The following is a 20,684-nucleotide window of genomic DNA, read 5'->3' on the forward strand; positions in this document are numbered from 1 at the left end:
CATCGGTAAAACGACATTTTTTCACGATGAAATGTAAATTATTTAGATAAAAAGTTGTTTTTTAAAAAATATATAAATATGTTTACGCTCTCAAATTGAAGCTTAAATAATTAACCTCGAGTTTTCTATGGATATGAAGAAGTTTTTTTTATTAACCACAGTAGTAGCATTACTTGCCAGTTGCGGCTCTAAAGATAAGGGAGAATTGGTAGGTGTACAGGGTAAGAAGTGGCACCCCGAAAAACCTTATGGTATGGAATTAGTTCCTGGTGGTGCTTTTATAATGGGTAAAGCAGATGAAGATCTTGCCGGTGTAAATGACGCCCCTGCAAAAACGGTAACCGTTAGAGCCTATTATATGGATGCAACAGAAATAACAAATAGCGAGTATCGCCAATTTGTTCATTGGGTCCGAGATTCTATCATTAGATTAAAACTTGCCGTACTAGCAGATGAGGTGGGGAAAGTTCCAGAAGATGGCGGTATTGGAGAGTTTGCATTCAAAGATGCAGATACGGCGAATATGTCTGTATATGAAAAATACATGTTTGAAAATTATACAGGATTAGGGCCAACGGGTTACGAGGGCAGAAAAATAAATCGTGATATCGATTTGATTTTTGATACAGCAGAATATCCAGATGAATACTACACAGAGGTTATGGATACCATGTATTTAAAGCTTGAAGAGTCTTACAATGGGCAACGCACATGGGATGTTAAAAAATTCAAATTTCAATATAACTACATGGATATAAAAGAAGCTGCTAGAAATAGAGGAATAAAACGTTCAGAGGTTATCAAAAAAGAGGAAGTTGAAATATACCCTGATACTACCGTATGGATTCGAGATTTTGCGTATTCTTATAACGAACCTATGCACAATGACTACTTCTGGCATGATGCTTATGGCGATTATCCTGTAGTAGGTGTTACTTGGCAGCAGGCTAAGGCTTTTTGTGAATGGCGAACCATTAATAAAAACTCCTACCAAAAATCCAGAGGTGCCACATTTGTAAATAATTTTAGGCTGCCCAATGAAGCAGAATGGGAGTATGCCGCTAGGGGAGGTTTGCAAGCAGCGACCTATCCTTGGGGAGGCCCTTACACAAAAAGTGATTTAGGTTGTTTTATGGCAAACTTTAAGCCTGTAAGGGGCGATTATGCTGCAGATGATGCATTGTACACCGTGGAAGCAAAATCCTATGAGCCAAATGATTATAACTTATATAATATGGCAGGAAATGTTTCTGAATGGGTAAATGCTTCGTACGACCCGAACTCTTACGAATATATTTCAACAATTAACCCTAACGTAAACGATGAACAGAATAATCGTAAAGTTGTTAGAGGAGGCTCTTGGAAAGATGTTGCATACTATTTACAAGTAAGTACAAGGGATTATGAGTATGGAGATTCAGCAAGAAGTTATATAGGATTTAGAACCGTTCAAGATTACATGGGGACTCAAGTAACTAAAAAAAACGGTAAAAAATAAATTTTAGTAATAAATCAAATCAATAAAAATCAAATCTATTAATTAACCTACTTAAGTACATGTACTTAAAATTAAAAACCGAAAATTATTATGGCACAGTCAAAAGCAAGTAAAAAGTTCATGAATATGGCTTACGGATTAGGAGCAGCGATCGTTATTATTGGAGCTCTATTTAAAATTACGCACATGGAATTTGGACCTATAACAGGAAATTCAATGTTAACATTAGGTCTAGTAACCGAAGCAATTATTTTTGCTATCTCAGCATTTGAACCAGTAGATAGCGATTTAGATTGGTCGTTAGTATATCCAGAATTAGCAGGTGGAGAATCAAGTAAAAAAGAAAAAGAAAACCCACAAGGATTATTATCTAAAAAACTAGATGAATTATTGAAAGACGCTAAAATTGATGGCGAATTAATGGCTAGCCTTGGCGACAGTATTAAGAATTTTGAAGGTGTTGCAAAAAGCATGGCACCAACTGTAGACTCTATTGCAGCTACTAGAAAATATGGTGAAGAACTTTCATTGGCGGCAGCTCAAATGGAATCATTAAATAGTTTGTATAAAGCTCAATTAGAAAGTGCAGTCCGTCAATCTTCAATAAACGAAGAATCAGTTGAAAATGCAGCTAAATTAAAAGAGCAAATGCAATCTTTAGCATCAAACTTATCGTCATTAAATGGTGTATACGGAGGTATGTTATCCGCTATGAGCAAGAAGTAATTAGGGGTTAATCCCAAATTTGTAATTAACCAAAAAACCTAATTAAACATGGCAAGCGGAAATTTATCACCCAGACAGAAAATGATTAATCTGATGTATTTAATATTTATAGCAATGCTAGCATTAAATATGTCGAAAGAAGTGCTTTCAGCCTTCGGATTAATGAACAAAAAACTAACAGCTACTAATGAAGTTACAGAGCAAAGAAATAATGCTTTCATAGCTGGTTTAGACGTAAAGGCTTCAGAACAACCAGAAAAATACCTGAAATTAAAAGCTGACGCAGCACAAATTCACGTATTGGCTGATGCTTTGGATTCCCACATTGAAGATTTAAAAAGTAAAATGGTAGCTACCGTTGATGACCCAACCGATTATGAGGTTATGGATAAAGGCGATTATTTGGATCAGCATTTCTTTAAAGGTGGTAAAATAGACAAAGAAGGACAGGAATTTTTAAGTAAAATAGCTTCTTTTAGAGATGGTGTTACAGATATATTATCTACCATAGATGGTATGGAGCCAGTTATTAAAGAAGTTAAGGATAAATTTAGTACTAATGAAGAAACCAATAGAGATGGTAATAAATTAGATTGGTTAGATTACCACTATAGAGGTTTTCCTTTAGTGGCATCATTAACTAAATTAACCGCTTTACAGAATGATATTAAAACAACAGAATCTGAAGTGTTGTCAAACATGTTACAAGGTACCCTTACTAGTGAAGTGTCCATGACAAACTATACAACCTTATTGGAAACAACAAAATCTGCTTATTTTAATGGAGAGCAATTTGATGGACAAATCGTGTTAGGTCGTAAAGATGCCACAACAAAACCAAATAGAGTTGAGTTGACTTTAGATGGAAGAAAACTTTCAGAAAATGAATACTCTATTGAAGAAGGTAAAGTAAAATTAAAAATTGGTACAGGAGGTGTTGGAGAGCATAAAATTGAAGGCAAATTGATTTTTGAACAAGATGGAGAAGAAGTTGAAGTGCCAGTGACTCAGTCTTTTGCAACCGTAGCAAAACCAAATGCTGCTACTATTTCTGCAGATAAAATGAATGTGGTATATCGTGGTGTTAAAAACCCAATGACTATTTCGTTTGCTGGTATAGCCGATAATAATGTGAATGCATCTGCTCAAGGTTTAAGCCGAGTGAGTGGTAGTAAATACGTTATGGATGTTACAACAGTACAAGGTAGAGAGGTTACCATTAATGTAACAGGTAAAATAGATGGAATGTCTGTTAATGACAGAGCAACATTTAGAATCAAAGATTTACCAAAACCAACAGGTACGGTTAGAGGTGAAGATGGTACTATAAAAATGCAACGTAACGCCCTTGAAATTTCAACGGTTGGTGCTAAGTTTGACGATTTCGATTTTGAATTACCTTTAAATGTTACAGGATTTAAATTTAAAGTACCTGGTCAACCAACCATTAATGTCAATGGAAATAAGCTTGATAGCAGAGCTAAATCAGCTTTATTAAAAGCAAAACGAGGAGAAGATGTGCAAGTATTTGATATTGAAGCTAAAGCTAGTGGTGTAAATGTGATACTTAAAAAAGTATCTCCTATCATGATCGAGCTTACAAACTAAGATTAAGTATGGTACATCTGGTTAAAACCCTAAATTAAAATGTATAACAAGATGAAAATTAAGAATTTTTTATTAACCGTTACAGCTGTTTTTACAGTATCTGGCGTATTTGCACAAGCAAATATATTAAATGCTAAAAGTCCAGACCAAATAGGCGTAAAAACAGAAGCACAAAAGGCTGCAGATAATGACAAACCATTGGAGTATGGCTATGTTGACGATAGGGATGTTCTATTCTCTAAAATGACATGGGAGAGCATTGTTCTAGATGAGCGTGTTAATTTTCCTTTGTACTATCCAATAGATACGAATAATATTGGTAGTAATAGGCGCTCATTATATGATGTGCTTATGAAAAACATTCAAAACGGCAATATAGAAAACATCTATGATGATTCTTATTTTTCAGCTAAAAGAACTTTAAAAGATATTGAAGCCGCATTGGTTAAAGTTGACACTACCGAACTTGGTATTGAGCAATTAAATGCTGGTGAGCAACTATCTGCAGAATACATTAACAGAAGAGATATTACTGCTGCCGATATTACAGAATATCGTATTAAAGGACTTTGGTATTTTGATAAACGCCAAGCAGAACTGAAATACAGATTGTTAGGGATTGCCCCAGTATCCGAAGATGTTAACTTTATTGGTACAGAAGATGCCGATTTAGTAGAATTATTTTGGGTGTTTTTCCCAGATGCTAGAGAAGTACTACATGAAGCTAAAGCATTTAATAATGAAAATAGTTCTATGCCATACTCGTTTGACCATATTTTAAATTCTAGACGTTTCAACGGTTATATCTATAAAGAAGAAAACGTGCAAGGCGATAGAAAAATTAATGAATATGTCTCAGAAAATGCTTTGATGCAATTACTTGAATCTGATAGGATCAAAGATAAAATTAGAGATTTCGAACTCGATATGTGGACTTATTAATTTTCAAATAGTTTATAAATAATGTAAAACGCTCACTTTTGGTGAGCGTTTTTTGTTTTTGTCATTCCTGCGCAGGCAGGAATCCACTTTTCTAATTATATTCGCTGAAATTATGGAAGTAGATTATATCATTGTAGGTTGTGGCATCGCCGGTATTAGTTTTTGCGAGCAATTAAAAAGACAACATAAAACCTTTGTTGTTTTTGATAATAATTCGCAACAATCCTCATCGGTTGCAGGTGGGTTATATAATCCAGTGGTTTTGAAACGTTTTACGCCAGTTTGGAAATGCCAAGAGCAATTGGAAATAGCTTTGCGCCTATACCATCATTTAGAAATAGAATTTGATATCAAGCTGGACCATAAAATTCCTGTTTATAGAAAATTTGCTTCATTGGAAGAGCAAAATGATTGGTTTACAGCTTCCGATAAACCAAACCTTTCAGACTATCTTTCTTCTACAGTTATTAAAAATGATAATACATTCATTGATGCACCCTTTGGATTTGGTGAAGTTAAGGAAACAGGGAGAATAGATGTAAAGACGTTGCTGGATCTTTACAAAGCAAGTTTGCTAAGGCAAGGAATCCTTTTTGAAGAAGAATTCCATCACGATCATTTAATTATAAACGAAAGTGGTATTACATATAAAGGAGTATTAGCAAAGCAACTGGTTTTTTCTGATGGGTTTGGTATGAAACAAAATCCGTTCTTCAATCATTTACCATTAGTTCCTGCAAAAGGGGAATTGTTAACCATTTATGCTCCTGATTTGAACATCGATTATGTTTTAAAATCAGCTATTTTTTTAATTCCTTTAGGTAGCGATTTGTATCTAGTAGGTGCCACGTATGAGTGGAAGGATTTAACCAATAAAATTACAAATACAGCCAAAAACGAACTTTTAGAAAAATTAAAGAAACTAATAAATTGTTCCTTTGAAGTTGTAAATCAAGTTGCAGGCATACGACCCACAGTGAAAGATAGACGACCTTTAGTTGGCCAACACCATCAATATAAAAATATATTTGTGCTTAATGGATTGGGAACACGTGGTGTCATGATAGGCCCTTATGTAGCAGAACAACTATTTAATTTTATTGAATTTAATCAGCCTCTAGAAACAGAAATCAATATTAAACGCTTTAAAAAAGATTGAAAATCACTTATTTTTTAATAAGAGATTTATCGTAACTCATAAAAAGATTAATCCAAATATTTCTAGAAATTCTTAAAATAACAGGTAAAAAAATAATTAATGTGCCTATTATAGATGCATAAACAATATTAATGGGGGCATCTAAAAAATAAAACGAAATCACAAAAGCGGCTACGGCAAAAGCAATACCAACACCATAACTTACATACATAGCTCCGTAAAAAAACGAAGGCTCAATCTTATATTTAGTACCACAGCAGCTGCATTTTTCGTGCATACTTAGGGTTTCAGAGAGTATATAAGGATTTTTATTAACATACATGCTTTCTCCATGACATTTAGGGCAAGCACCAGTTAAAATACTATATATTTTAGTTCCTTTTTTTAACATAGAATTTAATGTATTTTTGCAACCGCTAAGCAAAAATAAGTTTTAATAAATAAAGCCTTGTAACTTAAGTAACATTTCTATGATGAACATTCACAATTTATCAATTTCATTTCAAGGAGAATCTCTTTTTGAAGACATCACCTTTAAATTAGGGAATGGCGACCGAATAGGCCTCATAGGTAAAAATGGTGCTGGTAAATCTACCATGCTTAAAATTTTATCTAAAGAAATGGAGCCAGATACGGGGCAAATCGCGGCAGATAAAGAACTTAAAATCGGATTTTTAAAGCAAGATATTGATTTTATTTTAGGAAGAACCGTCCTGGAGGAAGCTTACGAAGCGTTTACCGAAATTAAGGAGCTTGAAGCGAGAATTCATGATATTAACACCCAACTGGCTGAACGTACCGATTATGAAAGTGATGTTTATCATCAACTTATGGTGGATATTAACGAACTTCAGCATCAATATGAGATTTTAGGAGGTTATAATTACCAAGGCGAAACAGAAAAAATTCTTCAGGGATTGGGTTTTCAGCGTGAAGATTTCAATAAATTAACCGATACATTTTCGGGTGGATGGCGCATGCGTATTGAGCTAGCAAAACTTCTTCTTCAAAATAATGATATCTTATTATTGGATGAGCCTACAAACCATTTGGATATTGAATCCATTATTTGGTTGGAAGGATTTTTAAAGAATTATCCAGGCGCCGTGGTGATTGTATCGCACGATAAAATGTTTTTGGATAATGTGACCAACAGAACGATTGAAATTTCCTTAGGTAGAATTTATGATTATCCTAAACCTTATACAAAGTATTTGGTATTGCGTGAAGAGCTTAGAACACAGCAATTGGCGTCACAAAAAAACCAACAAAAACAGATAGAACATACAGAAAAACTTATTGAGAAGTTTAGAGCCAAAGCGTCCAAAGCAACCATGGCACAATCGCTTATAAAAAAGTTGGACAAAATTGATAGAATAGAAGTTGATGAAGATGATAATAGTGTAATGACGCTTAATTTCCCGGTATCGATAACACCAGGTAAAATAATAGTTGAAGCTGAAAAAATATCAAAACATTACGGACATAATCAGGTTTTAAAAAATATAGATTTGCTTGTGGAACGCGAAAGTAAAATTGCTTTTGTGGGACAGAATGGTCAAGGAAAATCAACGCTTGCAAAAATTATTGTTGGAGATATAAAGTACGATGGCTATTTAAAGTTGGGACACAATGTTCAAATAGGGTATTTTGCCCAAAATCAAGCAGAGTATTTAAATGGGAATAAAACTGTTTTAGATACTATGATTGATGCGGCGAATGAAACTAATAGAAGCAAGGTTAGGGATATTTTAGGGTCTTTTTTATTTAGGGGAGATGAAGCCGAAAAATATGTAAGAGTGCTATCTGGTGGTGAACGCAACCGATTAGCGTTGGCAAAATTAATGTTGCAGCCCTTTAATGTCTTGGTGATGGATGAGCCAACTAATCACTTAGACATTAAGTCTAAAAACGTTTTAAAAGAAGCATTAAAACGGTTTGAAGGAACCTTGATTTTAGTCTCGCACGACCGTGATTTTCTCCAAGGTTTAACCAAAACAGTATTTGAATTTAAGGATCATAAAATAAAGGAGTATCTAGGTGATATTGATTATTACCTTGAACAACGTAAAGTGGATAGCCTTAGGGATGTTGAAAAACGTACGGTTATTAAGGAAACTCCTAAAGAAAAGAAGCAACAAAGTTATGATGAGCAAAAAAAATTAAAGGCCTTAAATAACAAATTAAGCAATATTGAAGCAGAAATAAGTCAGTTAGAAAAGGAAATTAAAGCGACTGATTTGTCTCTTGAAATCAATTATGAAGAAGTAACTAATCAGCCCCATTTCTTTGACAACTATCAAAAGAAGAAAGCTAAATTAAAAGATTCTATGCAAAAATGGGAAGACATTCAATTAGAAATTGATCAATTTATTTAGGCTTTTTTTAACTCTTTAAAGTACTTTATTAAGTAATTTTGTGAAAAATTAACACTATTGACACGGAAAATTATTCTTTCAGTACTAGGAGTATTATTAGTTGTAGCTTCTATTTTTTTTGCGAAAACACTTATAGCAAATAAAAACACACCAAAACCTTTTAGGGAAAAAGTTGTAAAAACAGTTTCAATAGATACTGTTACAAATGGAACAGTTCCCATTATAATTCCTGCAAGCGGAAGATTGGTCGCTAAAAGCCGCATTGAACTTTATTCCGAAGTACAAGGTGTTTTTAAAAAAGGGAATAAACTTTTTAAGCCTGGTCAAGAATTCAATCAGGGAGAAGTTTTAATTTCCATAGATGCTTCGGAGTATTATGCTGGAGTACAATCCGCACGAAGTAACCTGTATAATACCATATCGGCTATTATGCCCGATTTAAGGTTAGATTTTCCAGAGGTTTATCAAAAATGGCAAAACTACCTCAATGGTTTCGATTTAAGCAAATCAACACCAAAATTACCCGAAATGTCATCCGACAAGGAGAATTATTTTATTACGGGTAGAGGCATTGTATCCAGTTATTACGATGTGAAAAATTTAGAGCAGCGTTTATCCAAATTTGTTATTTATGCACCATTTTCAGGAATACTCACAGAGGCTTTGGTTACAGAAGGTTCTTTGGTTAGAGCTGGGCAAAAATTAGGGGAATTTATTAATACATCAGCTTACGAAATGGAAGTTGCTATTAGTGAATCTTATTCTAGTTTATTGAAAGTTGGAGAAAAAGTTGAATTAAACAATCTAGATAAAACAGTAACTTACACAGGAACGGTTTCTAGGATTAATGGAAGGGTGGATCCAACGACGCAAACTATTACAACTTTTATAGAAGTTAAAGATGACAGCTTAAAAGAAGGAATTTATTTAGAGGCAAATTTAAACGCAAAACAAGAAGAAAACGCTATAGAAATTAGTAGAAGTTTATTGTTGGAAGACAATAAAATATTTGTGGTTAGAGATAGTATTCTAGATATAATTGATGTTAAACCTGTTTATTTTTCTGAAACCAATGTGGTTTTAAAAGGTGTCCCAAATGGAACAATTATTATAAGCAAACCTGTAGTAGGAGCTTATGCAGGCATGCTAGTAAAAACTCTTAACGATGATAAAAAGTAAGAAAACCAGATTAATATGAGAAAACTGATTGCTTACTTTATTAGATACCATGTTGCCGTAAACATTTTTGTATTGGCCTTTTTTGCATTTGGAATTATAGGTCTAATGTCACTTAAATCATCGTTTTTCCCACTTACCGAGTCTAAAATTATTAATATAAGTGTTACGTATCCTGGTGCTTCCCCTCAAGAAATTGAGGAAGGAGTGGTACTAAAAATTGAAGATAATCTAAAGGGGTTGAGAGGTATAGATCGTGTTACATCTGTTTCAAGAGAAAATAGTGGTACTATCACTGTAGAAATTGAAAAAGGGGAGAACATCGATTTTATGCTCTTGGAAGTTAAAAATGCGGTGGATAGAGTCCCATCGTTTCCAACAGGTATGGAACCATTGATTGTTGCCAAGCGAGAAGAGGTAAGAGAAACTATTTCATTTTCCATAAGTGGAGAAAATATTCCGTTAGCAACATTAAAACAATTAGCCAGACAGGTTGAAAATGATTTACGGACCATTGACGGTATTTCACAAGTTGAGGTTAGAGGGTATCCAGATGAAGAAATAGAAATTGCTCTTAATGAAGCCAACCTTTTGGCTTACGACATAACCTTTGATGAAGTTGCACAAGCCATAGGCACTTCAAATATATTGGTGACTGGTGGAAATATTAAAACCGATGCTGAAGAATATTTAATTAGAGCCAATAACCGTTCCTATTATGGAGATGAGCTATCAAATGTTGTTGTAAAGGCAACGCCTGAAGGAAAAACGGTTCGTTTAAAAGATGTAGCGATCATTCGAGATCGTTTCTCTGAAACGCCCAATGTTAATTACTTTAATGGCCAATTATCTGTTAATATAGTCGTTACTAGTACTAATAATGAAGATCTTATTTCTTCAGCCGAAAAGGTTAAGGAATATATTAAAGATTATAATGAAAAATATAGTAATGTACAGTTAAATGTTGTTGATGACCGATCGGTAATTTTGAACCAACGTACCCAGCTACTTTTTGAAAATGCATTGATGGGAGTCTGCTTGGTTTTGTTTTTTTTATCATTGTTTTTAAATACACGGGTAGCTTTTTGGGTTGCTTTGGGTCTTCCAATTTCCTTTTTGGGAATGTTTATTTTTGCTGGACAGTTTGATGTTACCATTAATGTATTGTCATTATTTGGGATGATTATTGTGATTGGTATTTTGGTTGACGATGGTATTGTAATTGCCGAAAATATATACCAGCATTATGAAAAAGGCAAAACCCCCATAGAGGCAGCGATAGATGGTACTATGGAGGTTATTCCGCCAGTTGTGTCCGCCATCATTACAACACTTTTAGCGTTTTCACTATTTTTATTTTTAGATAGCCGTATAGGGGAATTCTTTGGTGAAGTTGCTATTATAGTTATTTTAACACTTACCGTATCATTAATAGAAGCTTTAATTATTTTACCAGCCCATTTAGCGCATTCAAAAGCATTGCGACCTCAGGTGGTTGAAGAAAACCCTTCAAAAATAAAACTATTTTTCGCAAAAATGCGTGTTATAAACAAGGCAGGTGATCGTTTCATGATCATTTTAAGAGACAAAATTTATAGCCCTATTTTAAATAAAGTATTACAATTTAAAATGCTTTCTTTTGGTTTTTTCATTGCACTTCTTATACTAACCCTAGGTTTGGTGGGAGGTGGTGTTATAGGCGTTACGTTATTTCCATCAATTGCCAGTGATAGAATTTCTGTGGAATTAAATATGCCAAACGGTACCAACGAAAAAGTAACGGATTCCATTATATCCATGATTGAAGAGAAGGCATTTATTGTTAATCAGGAATTTACGGAAAAATACCTTGCAGGAACTGGTAAAGAACTTTTTGAAAACACCATTATCCAATTAACGGGCAGTTCCAGTGCTGAATTGGAAATTAATATGCTGCCAGGGGAAGAACGGCCCGATGCTATAAATTCAGCATTGGTTGCAAATCGTTTGAGAGAATTGGTAGGACCAGTAACTGGAACAGAGCGTTTAATTTTTGGTTCTGGAGGTAATTTTGGTGGAAGTCCGGTATCGGTTTCCCTGTTGGGGAATAATATTGATGAACTCAAGGCCGCTAAGATTGAGTTGAAGTCCGTTTTAGAAACGAATGTGTTGTTAAAAGATGTTGAAGATAATGACCCTGCTGGAATAAAGGAGATTAGGTTAGAGCTTAAAGAAAGTGCTTATTTACTCGGATTGGATTTAAGATCGGTCATGAATCAAGTAAGAGCAGGTTTTTTTGGTGCCCAAGCACAAAGGTTCCAAAGAGGACAAGACGAAATTAGGGTTTGGGTGCGTTATGACAGGAGCAATAGAGAATCCATAAACGATTTAGATGAGATGCGCATTGTAACGCCATCGGGAGATCGTGTGAACTTAAAGGATATTGCTAGTTACTCAATTGAAAGAGGAGATGTAGCTATAAACCATTTGTCAGGGCAAAGGGAAATTCAAGTTTCAGCCGATTTAAAAGATCCTAATTCTAGTGCCACTGATATTTTAACAGATATAAAAACGAATATGATTCCCGATATCCAATCTAGATATCCTACCATATCAGCATCTTTTGAAGGACAAAATAGAGAAAAGGATAAATTGCTAAATTCCTTAAGCAATGCCGGAATACCTATTTTATTACTGATTTACATTACCATAGCTTTTACATTTAGAAGTTATAGCCAACCCCTTTTATTGCTAATTTTAGTTCCATTTAGCTTAACGGCTGTGGCCTGGGGACACTGGTTATTTGGGTTTTCAATAAATATTTTGTCATTATTGGGAATTATAGCTTTGGTGGGTATTATGGTAAACGATGGCTTGGTTTTAATAGGTAAGTTCAACTCAAATCTTAAAGAGGGGATGACTTTTGATACAGCGCTTTTAGATGCGGGTAAATCGCGTTTTAGAGCGATATTCTTAACATCCCTAACAACCATTGCTGGATTGGCACCATTACTATTGGAAAAAAGTAGACAAGCACAATTTTTAAAACCTATGGCTATTTCCATTTCATTTGGTATTGCTTATGCAACCATTTTAACATTGCTTGTTTTGCCTTTGTTTTTGTCTTTCAGTAACAATATTAAGAAAAATGCTAAGTGGTTAGCTACCGGTAAAGAGGTTACAAAAGAAGAAGTTGAACGTGCTATAAAAGAACAACATGAAGAGAATGAATATTAAATTTTTCTATTTAAATATATTGATTCTAGGAATATGTATGTCGCATTCTGCTCAGCAACGATTAATAACGCCTAGTGAAGCCGTTTCATTGGCTTTAGATAACAATTACGGTATTAAAATCGCTAATAATTCAGTAGAAATAGCTGAGAATAATACAAGTATTTTAAATTCAGGATATTTACCCACATTAATTGGAAATGCAGGTACAGCTTTTAATATAGATAATACCGAAGCAGAGTTTTCAAATGGAAATACAACGGTATTAAGAGGCGCCGAAAGTTCAAGATACAACGCATCGCTAAACTTGAACTACACGTTGTTTGATGGCATGGGAAGGACTTATAACTATAAACAACTAAAGGAAAGGCACAACCTGTCTGAATTAGAAGCACGTGAAACTATTGAGAATACGATATTGCAGTTATTTACAGTTTACTATAATGTAGCACAATTGTTTGAAAATACGTTGGCAATCCAGCAAACACTTGATATTTCAAAAGACAGGGTAGTACGTGCTAATTATCAGTTTGATTACGGACAAAGCACTAAATTGGAGGTGCTTAATGCTGAGGTTGATATTAATAACGATAGTATTAATCTAATAAATTCTAAGCAACAACTAAAGAATTTCAAAAGAGATTTAAATGTGGTTACAGGCCATACACTACCTGATGATTTTGATGTAAAAACAGACATTGATTTTGTTTTACAACTCAATAAAGAAGATTTGTTTCAAAAAATGTTGGTTAATAATGCAGTGTTATTGCAAGTGGATAAAAATATATCTATTAGTGAATATGATGTGAAATTTGGCAAATCAGCTTATTTACCAACTATAGGGCTAACAGGAACTTATGGTTGGAACGAAAATAATAATAACGCAGCAGCCTTCGTTGCTGTATCAACAAGTACCGGTTTATCTGGAGGCTTAAATTTAACATGGAATTTGTTTGATGGTGGCGGTACCATTACAAGAGTAAAGAATGCTAAGATAAATTTAGAAACACAAAAATTGCAGAAAGAGCAATTAGTGATTGATATAACCCGTAATTTTAATAATGCTTGGGATGATTATCAAAACAAACTTGAAATTTATAGGATTCAAGAAAACAATATAATTACTGCCCAAAATAATTTTGATAGGACCGAAGAAAAATTTAAAATAGGACAAGTAAATTCAATTGAATTCAGGCAAGCACAATTAAATTTGCTCAATGCTGAATTAAGTAGAAATCAGGCTAAATATTTAGCAAAATTAGCAGAGCTTCAAATACTTCAAATAAGTGGTGAGATTTTAAATATTGATTTTTAATTAAAAAACATATCAATAATTTATAATTTATTTTCTTTTTTCTGAAGATTGTAATTTCAATAACGTCCATGAGTTTTTCAAGTATTTATGTTTTTCATCGGAAATTAAGCGGCTCATCGAATGTGAAATGTTAAAAAAACAAGCATTTCATCGAATAAAATAGTTTTTCATCTGCTTCTGGACTACTTTCGTGAGAGAATTAATCCCAAATTTATTCAGACATGAAAACTATAAAACTACTCTTAATCTGCTTTTTTGTTACAGCATATTCTTTTGCAGATATTTCCTCAACTGAAAAGGATGCCTTAATAGCACTTTACAATGCTACAAATGGTAGTAATTGGAATGCTACATGGGACTTAAGTAAGTCTGTAGATACTTGGTATGGAATCAAAATAGAAAATGATAAAATTGTTGAGATTAATTTACCTTTTAATAATCTTGAAGGTCAGTTACCCCAAGAGATAGGTAGTTTAGTATCATTAAGAATTTTAAATTTCGGATTTAATAAAATAAGCGGCACGATACCAACTTCAATTAAAAACTTAACAGAATTAACATCTTTAGAGCTTTTCATGAACAGGTTAGAAGGAACGATTCCTTCGGAATTAGGTGAGCTAAAAAAATTAGAATCATTAAAATTATACAGCAATAACTTAACAGGAACGATTCCAACAGAATTAATGGGATTAACCAATTTAAAAGAACTTTTATTAGGAAGTAATTTTTTAACAGGCACCATTCCAAACGAAATCTATCAATTGAGTAAGTTAGAAAAGTTAAGTTTGATGGATAATAAATTGGAAGGTCAAATACCCGTAGAAATAGCACAGTTAGGTCAATTAGAAGAATTGGTCTTGTCAAGCAACAAATTAACTGGCGATTTACCTATGGAATTTATAAACTTAAAAAATTTGAATACACTAATGGTAAGCGATAATAATTTAAATCAAGAGTATATTAGTGTTTCAGGAAACAATCCTCCAGGTATTATGTTGTTGCCATTGCAAAATCAGAGTGCAACAGCTATCATGGATATTGAAAAAGAATAGTTTTAGTTAGAATTTCTTAAATCTTAAAGAGGCTGTATTTAAATACAGCCTCTTTTTTTTTTAACTTTATGGGATGGTTGAACATTATTTTAATTGTCCGTATTGTTGGGAACCCATTTCTATGCTATTGGATTCTTCTGTTTCTAAACAAACATATATAGAGGATTGTGAGGTTTGCTGTAACCCAATCCAGGTTTCAGTTGCATTTTTAAATATGGAGCTTATAGATTTTCAATCGAATAGTATTGAACAATAATATTTTTAAATATAATCGTTGTTAAAATTAAAAAGGATTGTATATTTGCATTCCGAAACGGTTTTGTCGGCATTATGAACCGAAAGTTTAAAGCTAAGTAAGCTGTTTTAGGAATTAATATCGCGGGATAGAGCAGTAGGTAGCTCGTCGGGCTCATAACCCGAAGGTCACTGGTTCGAGTCCAGTTCCCGCTACAAAGTATAAAGTTTTTAAAACAGCGGTTTAGTTTTCCTAAACCGTTTTTTTATGTCCAGTTTAAAGGAATTAATTATCTTAGATGCACAAAATGAATACGAAAGTGCATACGATTTGTCAGTAAACAGAAACTTTTCAACCCCCAAAATCTACTCAGCCAACGATGATTTAAAAAAGCGCTGGTATATTTATTTTTCCTTCCGAGACCCAAAGTTAGGTAAGATGAAACGGGTAACTCCATTTTATGGTAATGCCAATAAGTACAAAACAAAGGAAGAAAGATTGTCCGTTTTAGTTACTTATAGAAAAGTATTATTAAAGCTCTTAAAACAGGGGTATAATCCATTTGTGGACAATACGGAACTATATCTCCAAATACGTTGTAAAGCTTTAATTAAAGAAGATCAAAATTCTAAAAAAGATTCAAGTAACAGTTTAACAGCTGTTGTTGAAAAACCAATAATGAATTTGAAGGAAGCGTTCGATTTTGGATTGAAGCAAAAAGAGAAGCTTGTAAATTCAACTACAAAAAGAGGCTATGATAACCATGTTAAGAATTTTTTAGAATGGCTTAATGACAATCACCCAGAGGTTAAAACCATAGATACATTAAACAAGCAAATAGTCTCTGGATTTTTAAATGACGTTTTAGACAAAACCAGTGCTAGAAATAGAAATAATTATCGAACAGATTTAAGTAGTATTATGCAGGTGTTGGAAGACAATGATATTATAGCATCAAACTTCATTAAGAAAATACCTGTATTAAAATCGATACCCGAAAGAAATAAAACCTATACAAACAAAACTCAGGAAGAAATATTTGAATGTTTAGAAAAGAAGGATCCGATACTCTTGCTTTATATCAAATTTATCTCCTATAACTTTCTACGCCCCATCGAGGTGTCTAGACTGACCATAGGCGATATAAATATAAAAGAGAGAACCATTCAGTTTAAAGCAAAAAATAGCCCATTAAAAACTAAGATAATACCAGAAATATTGTGGGATGATTTACCAGATTTATCTAAGTTAAGTAAAGATTTGGTCTTGTTCACGCCCGACCAAATTGGTGGTATTTGGGAAACTGAAACAGGTAATAGAAGAGACTACTTTTCAAAGCGTTTCAAAAAGGTAGTAAAAGATCCTTTTGGGTTGAGCAAAGATTATGGATTATACAGTTTCAGGCATACCTATATTACCAAGTTGTATAGAGCACTGATGATAAATTCATCCCCTTTTGAGGCAAAAAGTAAGCTTTTGCTTATAACAGGGCATACCTCTATGACAGCACTTGAAAAATACCTGCGAGATATAGATGCTGAATTACCGGCAGATTATTCAGAAATGTTAAAGAACACACATGAGTAAGCCGACTCTACATCAATTTTATTTAAGCCTAATTCCTAACCTGGTATCAGAGTTGTTTTTCTTTATACCCAAAAATGAAATTAGGGAGGATATAATTGAGAAACTTGATTTTTTAAAAACAAACGATATTTTCAATAAAGTATATGTAATAGATTATTATCAAGGTCCTATCGAATTTAAAAAGGGTAGGGATAATAGACGCCTTCTATTAAAGGAAAGTGATCTGGATAAGAATATGTTTCAATTATTGGAAAAGAAAAGCGACGTACCACCCCATGAATTTAACTATGTGTTAGATAAATATTTTGAATTGGCAGAATGTTTATTTTATATAACCCATTGGATGGATAACAACATAACTCAAATACTTCAAGTAGATGACACTTCCGCAGGGATATTCTACTTACAGTATACAAGCTACAAAAAACACTTCGAGATCTTAGTAAAGAACTTATACCCTACCAAAGACATTATACCAAAAGGAAACTTCAATGCCCTAGAATTAATAGACACCTATTTTCCAGATATAACAAGTCAGTACAACATTTCCACAGATTACCCCACACTTACACACTCCACTTTAGAAAGGGGGCGGGGGCAGGAGGAAAAGCTACCGCCATTAAAGAAAACCAAAAAATCACCACTAATTACGGACATAGAAGCCGAAAAAATATTGTTGGAAAAAGTATTTAATTTAGATTTAAATAAATTAAAATGAAAATTATGCGTAAATTACACGTATAATTGACTCATAATAATGAAAAAATCAGAAATTTGCCTGCATTGCAACGGCGATTACACCCCCACCAGACGCGGCGTGCAAAAGTTTTGCTCCCAATCGTGCAAATCTCGGTATTGGTATTTGAAACAGAATTTTGGGAACAAAGAAGTAACCGTTAAAGACCAAAGTATTGTTGCACCGCAAAACTTAAAGGTTGAAAAAATGAGTTTAGCAGGCGTTGGGAACGCAGCTGCCGGAGTTGCAGTTGTAGAAGTAGCAAAGTATCTTGCCACTTCACCTGAAAACAAGCCTGCGACAAAAAAGGATATACAAGAACTTAAATCATTATTGATTAGTGGTGAACGTTATTTGCCTGTTAATAATGTTCCAAATGATGGTTTTGGTAGAAAACCGTACTACGATGTTGAAACTGGAGATGTGGTTTATTTATTTGTTTAATAAATATGGCTTTCTTTTTCTAAATCATTTTTCACAAAATTTTAAATAGTCTTATTTTCAATAATAATGCTATACCCCATGCCAACACCCACACACATAGTAGCTAAAGCGTATTTTCCTCCTGAACGGATTAATTGGTTTGTAGCAGCTTGAACAATTCGTGTGCCAGACATTCCTAATGGGTGACCAATAGCAATGGCTCCTCCGTTCGGATTAATTCTAGGGTCGTTATCGTCTAATCCTAATTGTCTTGTACATGCTAATGCTTGAGCAGAAAATGCTTCGTTAAATTCCATGACATCCATGTCGCTAAGTTTTAGTCCTGCTTTTTTTAGTACTTTTTTAGTTGCTTCTACAGGGCCGATTCCCATTATTTTTGGTTCAACACCAACAACAGCAGACGCCACAATTCTGGCCTTAGGTTTTAAGTTGTATTTTTTCAATGCTTCTTCTGAAACCACTAACATAGCAGCTGCACCATCATTTAATCCAGAAGCATTACCAGCAGTTACAGTGCCGTCCTTTTTAAAAACGGTACGAAGTTTTGCTAAAGTCTCTAGTGTTGTACTTGGTCTTATAAATTCATCTGTATCAACAATAATAGAATTTCCTTTTCTTTGAGGAATTTCAACAGAAATAATTTCTTCAGCCAAAATGCCATTTTTTTGTGCTCTAGTTGCTTTCATTTGAGAATTGTAAGCGAATAAATCTTGGTCTTCTCTAGATATAGAAAACAATTCTGCCAAATTTTCGGCTGTAATCCCCATGGCATCTGTTCCATACAACTCATGTAATTTGGGATTTACAAAACGCCATCCGAAACTAGAATCTTCCATCTTAGAATCATTTCCAAAGGCTGATGATGCTTTTGAAATCACAAAAGGTCCACGAGACATATGCTCCATACCACCAGCAATGAATACATCGCCATCATTAGCTTTTATGGCTCTATTTGCATGAATGATAGCCGACATCCCAGAGGAGCAAAGTCTGTTAATTGTTTCTCCAGGTACAGAGTAGGGGAGACCCGCTAATAATAGAGACATACGAGCAACGTTACGGTTGTCTTCTCCTGCTTGATTATGGCAACCCAAAATAACATCATCAATGGCATCTTTTGGTATGTTTGGATACTTTTCTAATAATGCTTTTATGGGAATAGCAGCTAAATCATCTGCTCTTACAGGAGCTAAAACCCCTTTAAAACTTCCTATGGGTGTTCTTAATGCATCAACTATATAGGCTTCTCTCATCTTTTTTTAATTAAGTTTTTCAATAAATTTAGCTTCCGTTTTAGCTCTAATTTCTTCGAGTGAACTTCCTGGTAAAATTTCAATTAGAGTTAATTGGCCATCAATAAATTTAAAAACCGCCAATTCGGTAATTAGTATATCTACACAATTATAATCGGTAATAGGTAAGGTACATTTGTTTACTACTTTTGATGTTCCAGACCTATCTGTGTGACTTAAAGTTATAATTAATTTTTTAGCACCCGACGCTAAATCCATGGCGCCTCCAACCCCTAATAAAGGCTTTCCTGGAACGGACCAATTGGCTAGATTGCCTGAGGCGTCAACTTCTAATCCTCCCATGATAGCGACATCGATATGACCACCGCGTATCATGGCAAAACTATCGGCACTGTCAAAGTAGCTACTTCCAGGTAAGGCCGTTACTGGAACTTTTCCAGCATTTACAGGGTAGAACATGGCGCCCCTACCATCTACTGGTTCTGGCCCCACACCAAGCATCCCATTTTCGGTATGTAAAATTATACTATCTTTTGGTTTTATAAGGTCTGCTACTAGGGTTGGTATACCAATACCTAAATTTACAACATCACCTTTATTTAATTCAGCGAAAGCTCTTTTAGCCATATTCATACGCTTCTCATCAATGACTTTAGACGAACCTACAGATGCCGAAGTGCCTAAATCTTTTTCAGATAAAGTTTTCTGAACTAAATAATCAACAAAACAACCTGGTGTGTGAATTTGGTTAGGGTCAATGTCTCCGACCGGAACAATTTCTTGAACTTCAGCAATAACAATATCTGCTGCAGTAGCCATGGCTCTATTGAAATTTTGCTCAGTCATTCTGTACTGTAAATTTCCAGCAGTATCGGCTTTCCAAGCTCTAATAATAGCTATGTTACCACGAATTCCTTCAATGAAAACTTGTTCTACACCATTAATAATTTTGGTTTCCCTGCCTTCAGCAATTAAAGTGCCTGCCGATGTTGGTGTGTAAAAACCTCCAATACCAGCGCCTCCAGCACGAATGGCTTCTGCTAAAGTGCCTTGAGGTAATAATTCATATTCAATAGTACGAGATTGAGCCGCTTTCACTGCTTCTGGATTGGATGTAAAAAAAGAACCAATCATTTTTTTTAGTTGGCCATTATTTAACAAACGACCACCACCCATATTGGGTTCGCCAACATTATTAGCAATAAATGTTAGGTCTTTAGTTTTTGTTTCAGCCAATGCATGTATAATATCAACAGGGCTTCCTGTCATTCCAAAACCGCCTCCAAGAATAACATCGCCATCTTTTACCAATGCAGCAGCTTCTTTTGCGGTTATTTGTGGTACTTTTTTCATTTATATAAT

At 34.1% G+C, this 20,684-nt stretch carries 17 protein-coding genes and 1 tRNA gene; 15 read left to right on the forward strand and 3 right to left on the reverse strand.

The features are described from left to right. Positions 1-133 precede the first annotated feature (133 nt). The 5 genes from porK (at position 134) to CSW08_RS12740 (ending at position 5,933) form a co-directional block, all read left to right on the forward strand. A complete protein-coding gene (porK, locus tag CSW08_RS12720) occupies positions 134-1,498 on the forward strand; it encodes a T9SS ring complex lipoprotein PorK/GldK (RefSeq protein ID WP_394337032.1) in 1,365 nt (454 codons plus the stop codon). Positions 1,499-1,588: 90 nt separating this feature from the next. Further along, positions 1,589-2,224, forward strand: coding sequence for a type IX secretion system motor protein PorL/GldL (porL, locus tag CSW08_RS12725; protein WP_106660255.1), 636 nt, complete (start codon positions 1,589-1,591; stop codon positions 2,222-2,224). Positions 2,225-2,272: 48 nt separating this feature from the next. Beyond that, positions 2,273-3,832, forward strand: a complete 1,560-nt coding sequence (gene porM / locus CSW08_RS12730) for a type IX secretion system motor protein PorM/GldM (RefSeq protein WP_106660256.1) — start codon at positions 2,273-2,275, stop codon at positions 3,830-3,832. 51 nt (positions 3,833-3,883) lie between these two features. Continuing rightward, the gene (gene porN, locus CSW08_RS12735; protein ID WP_106660257.1) at positions 3,884-4,774 is read left to right on the forward strand and encodes a type IX secretion system ring subunit PorN/GldN; all 891 of its coding nucleotides are present in this window, start codon (positions 3,884-3,886) and stop codon (positions 4,772-4,774) included. 112 nt (positions 4,775-4,886) lie between these two features. Continuing rightward, on the forward strand, positions 4,887-5,933 hold the full coding sequence (locus CSW08_RS12740) for an NAD(P)/FAD-dependent oxidoreductase (RefSeq protein WP_106660258.1): 1,047 nt from the start codon (positions 4,887-4,889) through the stop codon (positions 5,931-5,933). Between the two features lie 7 nt (positions 5,934-5,940). Here CSW08_RS12740 and CSW08_RS12745 read toward each other — a convergent pair whose 3' ends face one another. Then, the gene (locus tag CSW08_RS12745) at positions 5,941-6,324 is read right to left on the reverse strand and encodes a DUF983 domain-containing protein (RefSeq protein ID WP_106660259.1); all 384 of its coding nucleotides are present in this window, start codon (positions 6,322-6,324) and stop codon (positions 5,941-5,943) included. A gap of 79 nt (positions 6,325-6,403) precedes the next feature. Here CSW08_RS12745 and CSW08_RS12750 point away from each other — a divergent pair, with 79 nt between their 5' ends. The 10 genes from CSW08_RS12750 (at position 6,404) to CSW08_RS12795 (ending at position 18,069) form a co-directional block, all read left to right on the forward strand. Further along, positions 6,404-8,311, forward strand: coding sequence for an ABC-F family ATP-binding cassette domain-containing protein (locus CSW08_RS12750; protein ID WP_106660260.1), 1,908 nt, complete (start codon positions 6,404-6,406; stop codon positions 8,309-8,311). A gap of 57 nt (positions 8,312-8,368) precedes the next feature. Then, positions 8,369-9,490 carry an efflux RND transporter periplasmic adaptor subunit gene (locus CSW08_RS12755; protein WP_106660261.1) on the forward strand — a complete coding sequence of 374 codons (1,122 nt, stop codon included), beginning with the start codon at positions 8,369-8,371 and terminating at the stop codon, positions 9,488-9,490. A 15-nt stretch (positions 9,491-9,505) separates the two neighbouring features. Then, a complete protein-coding gene (locus CSW08_RS12760) occupies positions 9,506-12,703 on the forward strand; it encodes an efflux RND transporter permease subunit (RefSeq protein ID WP_106660262.1) in 3,198 nt (1,065 codons plus the stop codon). Continuing rightward, positions 12,693-14,015, forward strand: a complete 1,323-nt coding sequence (locus tag CSW08_RS12765) for a TolC family protein (RefSeq protein WP_106660263.1) — start codon at positions 12,693-12,695, stop codon at positions 14,013-14,015. The genes CSW08_RS12760 and CSW08_RS12765 overlap by 11 nt, the downstream gene beginning before the upstream one ends. Before the next feature lie 221 nt (positions 14,016-14,236). Then, positions 14,237-15,067, forward strand: a complete 831-nt coding sequence (locus CSW08_RS12770; RefSeq protein WP_106660264.1) for a Two component regulator three Y domain protein — start codon at positions 14,237-14,239, stop codon at positions 15,065-15,067. Positions 15,068-15,140: 73 nt separating this feature from the next. Continuing rightward, positions 15,141-15,323: a CPXCG motif-containing cysteine-rich protein gene (locus CSW08_RS12775; RefSeq protein WP_106660265.1), complete on the forward strand. Its 183-nt coding sequence runs from the start codon at positions 15,141-15,143 to the stop codon at positions 15,321-15,323. Positions 15,324-15,444: 121 nt separating this feature from the next. Beyond that, positions 15,445-15,517 (forward strand) — tRNA-Met (locus CSW08_RS12780). Positions 15,518-15,569: 52 nt separating this feature from the next. Then, on the forward strand, positions 15,570-16,889 hold the full coding sequence (locus CSW08_RS12785; protein ID WP_106660266.1) for a tyrosine-type recombinase/integrase: 1,320 nt from the start codon (positions 15,570-15,572) through the stop codon (positions 16,887-16,889). Beyond that, complete coding sequence (locus CSW08_RS12790) at positions 16,882-17,607, forward strand: hypothetical protein (protein ID WP_106660267.1); 726 nt, start codon at positions 16,882-16,884, stop codon at positions 17,605-17,607. The genes CSW08_RS12785 and CSW08_RS12790 overlap by 8 nt, the downstream gene beginning before the upstream one ends. 144 nt (positions 17,608-17,751) lie before the next feature. Then, complete coding sequence (locus tag CSW08_RS12795) at positions 17,752-18,069, forward strand: hypothetical protein (protein ID WP_106660268.1); 318 nt, start codon at positions 17,752-17,754, stop codon at positions 18,067-18,069. A 41-nt stretch (positions 18,070-18,110) separates the two neighbouring features. On the opposite strand, the gene pcaF is transcribed toward CSW08_RS12795, so the two are convergent. Both pcaF and CSW08_RS12805 read right to left on the reverse strand, forming a co-directional pair. Beyond that, positions 18,111-19,322 (reverse strand): 3-oxoadipyl-CoA thiolase, encoded by a 1,212-nt coding sequence (pcaF, locus tag CSW08_RS12800; protein ID WP_106660269.1) that lies wholly within the window; start codon positions 19,320-19,322, stop codon positions 18,111-18,113. Between the two features lie 6 nt (positions 19,323-19,328). Then, positions 19,329-20,675 (reverse strand): 3-oxoacid CoA-transferase, encoded by a 1,347-nt coding sequence (locus CSW08_RS12805; RefSeq protein ID WP_106660270.1) that lies wholly within the window; start codon positions 20,673-20,675, stop codon positions 19,329-19,331. Positions 20,676-20,684: the final 9 nt, after the last annotated feature.

The organism is Confluentibacter flavum (assembly GCF_002843175.1).
GTDB classification, from domain to species: Bacteria; Bacteroidota; Bacteroidia; order Flavobacteriales; family Flavobacteriaceae; genus Confluentibacter; species Confluentibacter flavum.

Excerpts from the sequence above, each read along its gene's own strand:
- porK (WP_394337032.1), top strand. The coding sequence starts at position 134 with ATGAAGAAGTTTTTTTTATTAACCACAGTAGTAGCATTACTTGCCAGT.
- porL (WP_106660255.1), top strand. The coding sequence starts at position 1,589 with ATGGCACAGTCAAAAGCAAGTAAAAAGTTCATGAATATGGCTTACGGA.
- porM (WP_106660256.1), top strand. The coding sequence starts at position 2,273 with ATGGCAAGCGGAAATTTATCACCCAGACAGAAAATGATTAATCTGATG.
- porN (WP_106660257.1), top strand. The coding sequence starts at position 3,884 with ATGAAAATTAAGAATTTTTTATTAACCGTTACAGCTGTTTTTACAGTA.
- CSW08_RS12740 (WP_106660258.1), top strand. The coding sequence starts at position 4,887 with ATGGAAGTAGATTATATCATTGTAGGTTGTGGCATCGCCGGTATTAGT.
- CSW08_RS12745 (WP_106660259.1), bottom strand. The coding sequence starts at position 6,324 with ATGTTAAAAAAAGGAACTAAAATATATAGTATTTTAACTGGTGCTTGC.
- CSW08_RS12750 (WP_106660260.1), top strand. The coding sequence starts at position 6,404 with ATGATGAACATTCACAATTTATCAATTTCATTTCAAGGAGAATCTCTT.
- CSW08_RS12760 (WP_106660262.1), top strand. The coding sequence starts at position 9,506 with ATGAGAAAACTGATTGCTTACTTTATTAGATACCATGTTGCCGTAAAC.
- CSW08_RS12765 (WP_106660263.1), top strand. The coding sequence starts at position 12,693 with ATGAATATTAAATTTTTCTATTTAAATATATTGATTCTAGGAATATGT.
- CSW08_RS12770 (WP_106660264.1), top strand. The coding sequence starts at position 14,237 with ATGAAAACTATAAAACTACTCTTAATCTGCTTTTTTGTTACAGCATAT.
- CSW08_RS12775 (WP_106660265.1), top strand. The coding sequence starts at position 15,141 with ATGGTTGAACATTATTTTAATTGTCCGTATTGTTGGGAACCCATTTCT.
- CSW08_RS12785 (WP_106660266.1), top strand. The coding sequence starts at position 15,570 with ATGTCCAGTTTAAAGGAATTAATTATCTTAGATGCACAAAATGAATAC.
- CSW08_RS12790 (WP_106660267.1), top strand. The coding sequence starts at position 16,882 with ATGAGTAAGCCGACTCTACATCAATTTTATTTAAGCCTAATTCCTAAC.
- pcaF (WP_106660269.1), bottom strand. The coding sequence starts at position 19,322 with ATGAGAGAAGCCTATATAGTTGATGCATTAAGAACACCCATAGGAAGT.
- CSW08_RS12805 (WP_106660270.1), bottom strand. The coding sequence starts at position 20,675 with ATGAAAAAAGTACCACAAATAACCGCAAAAGAAGCTGCTGCATTGGTA.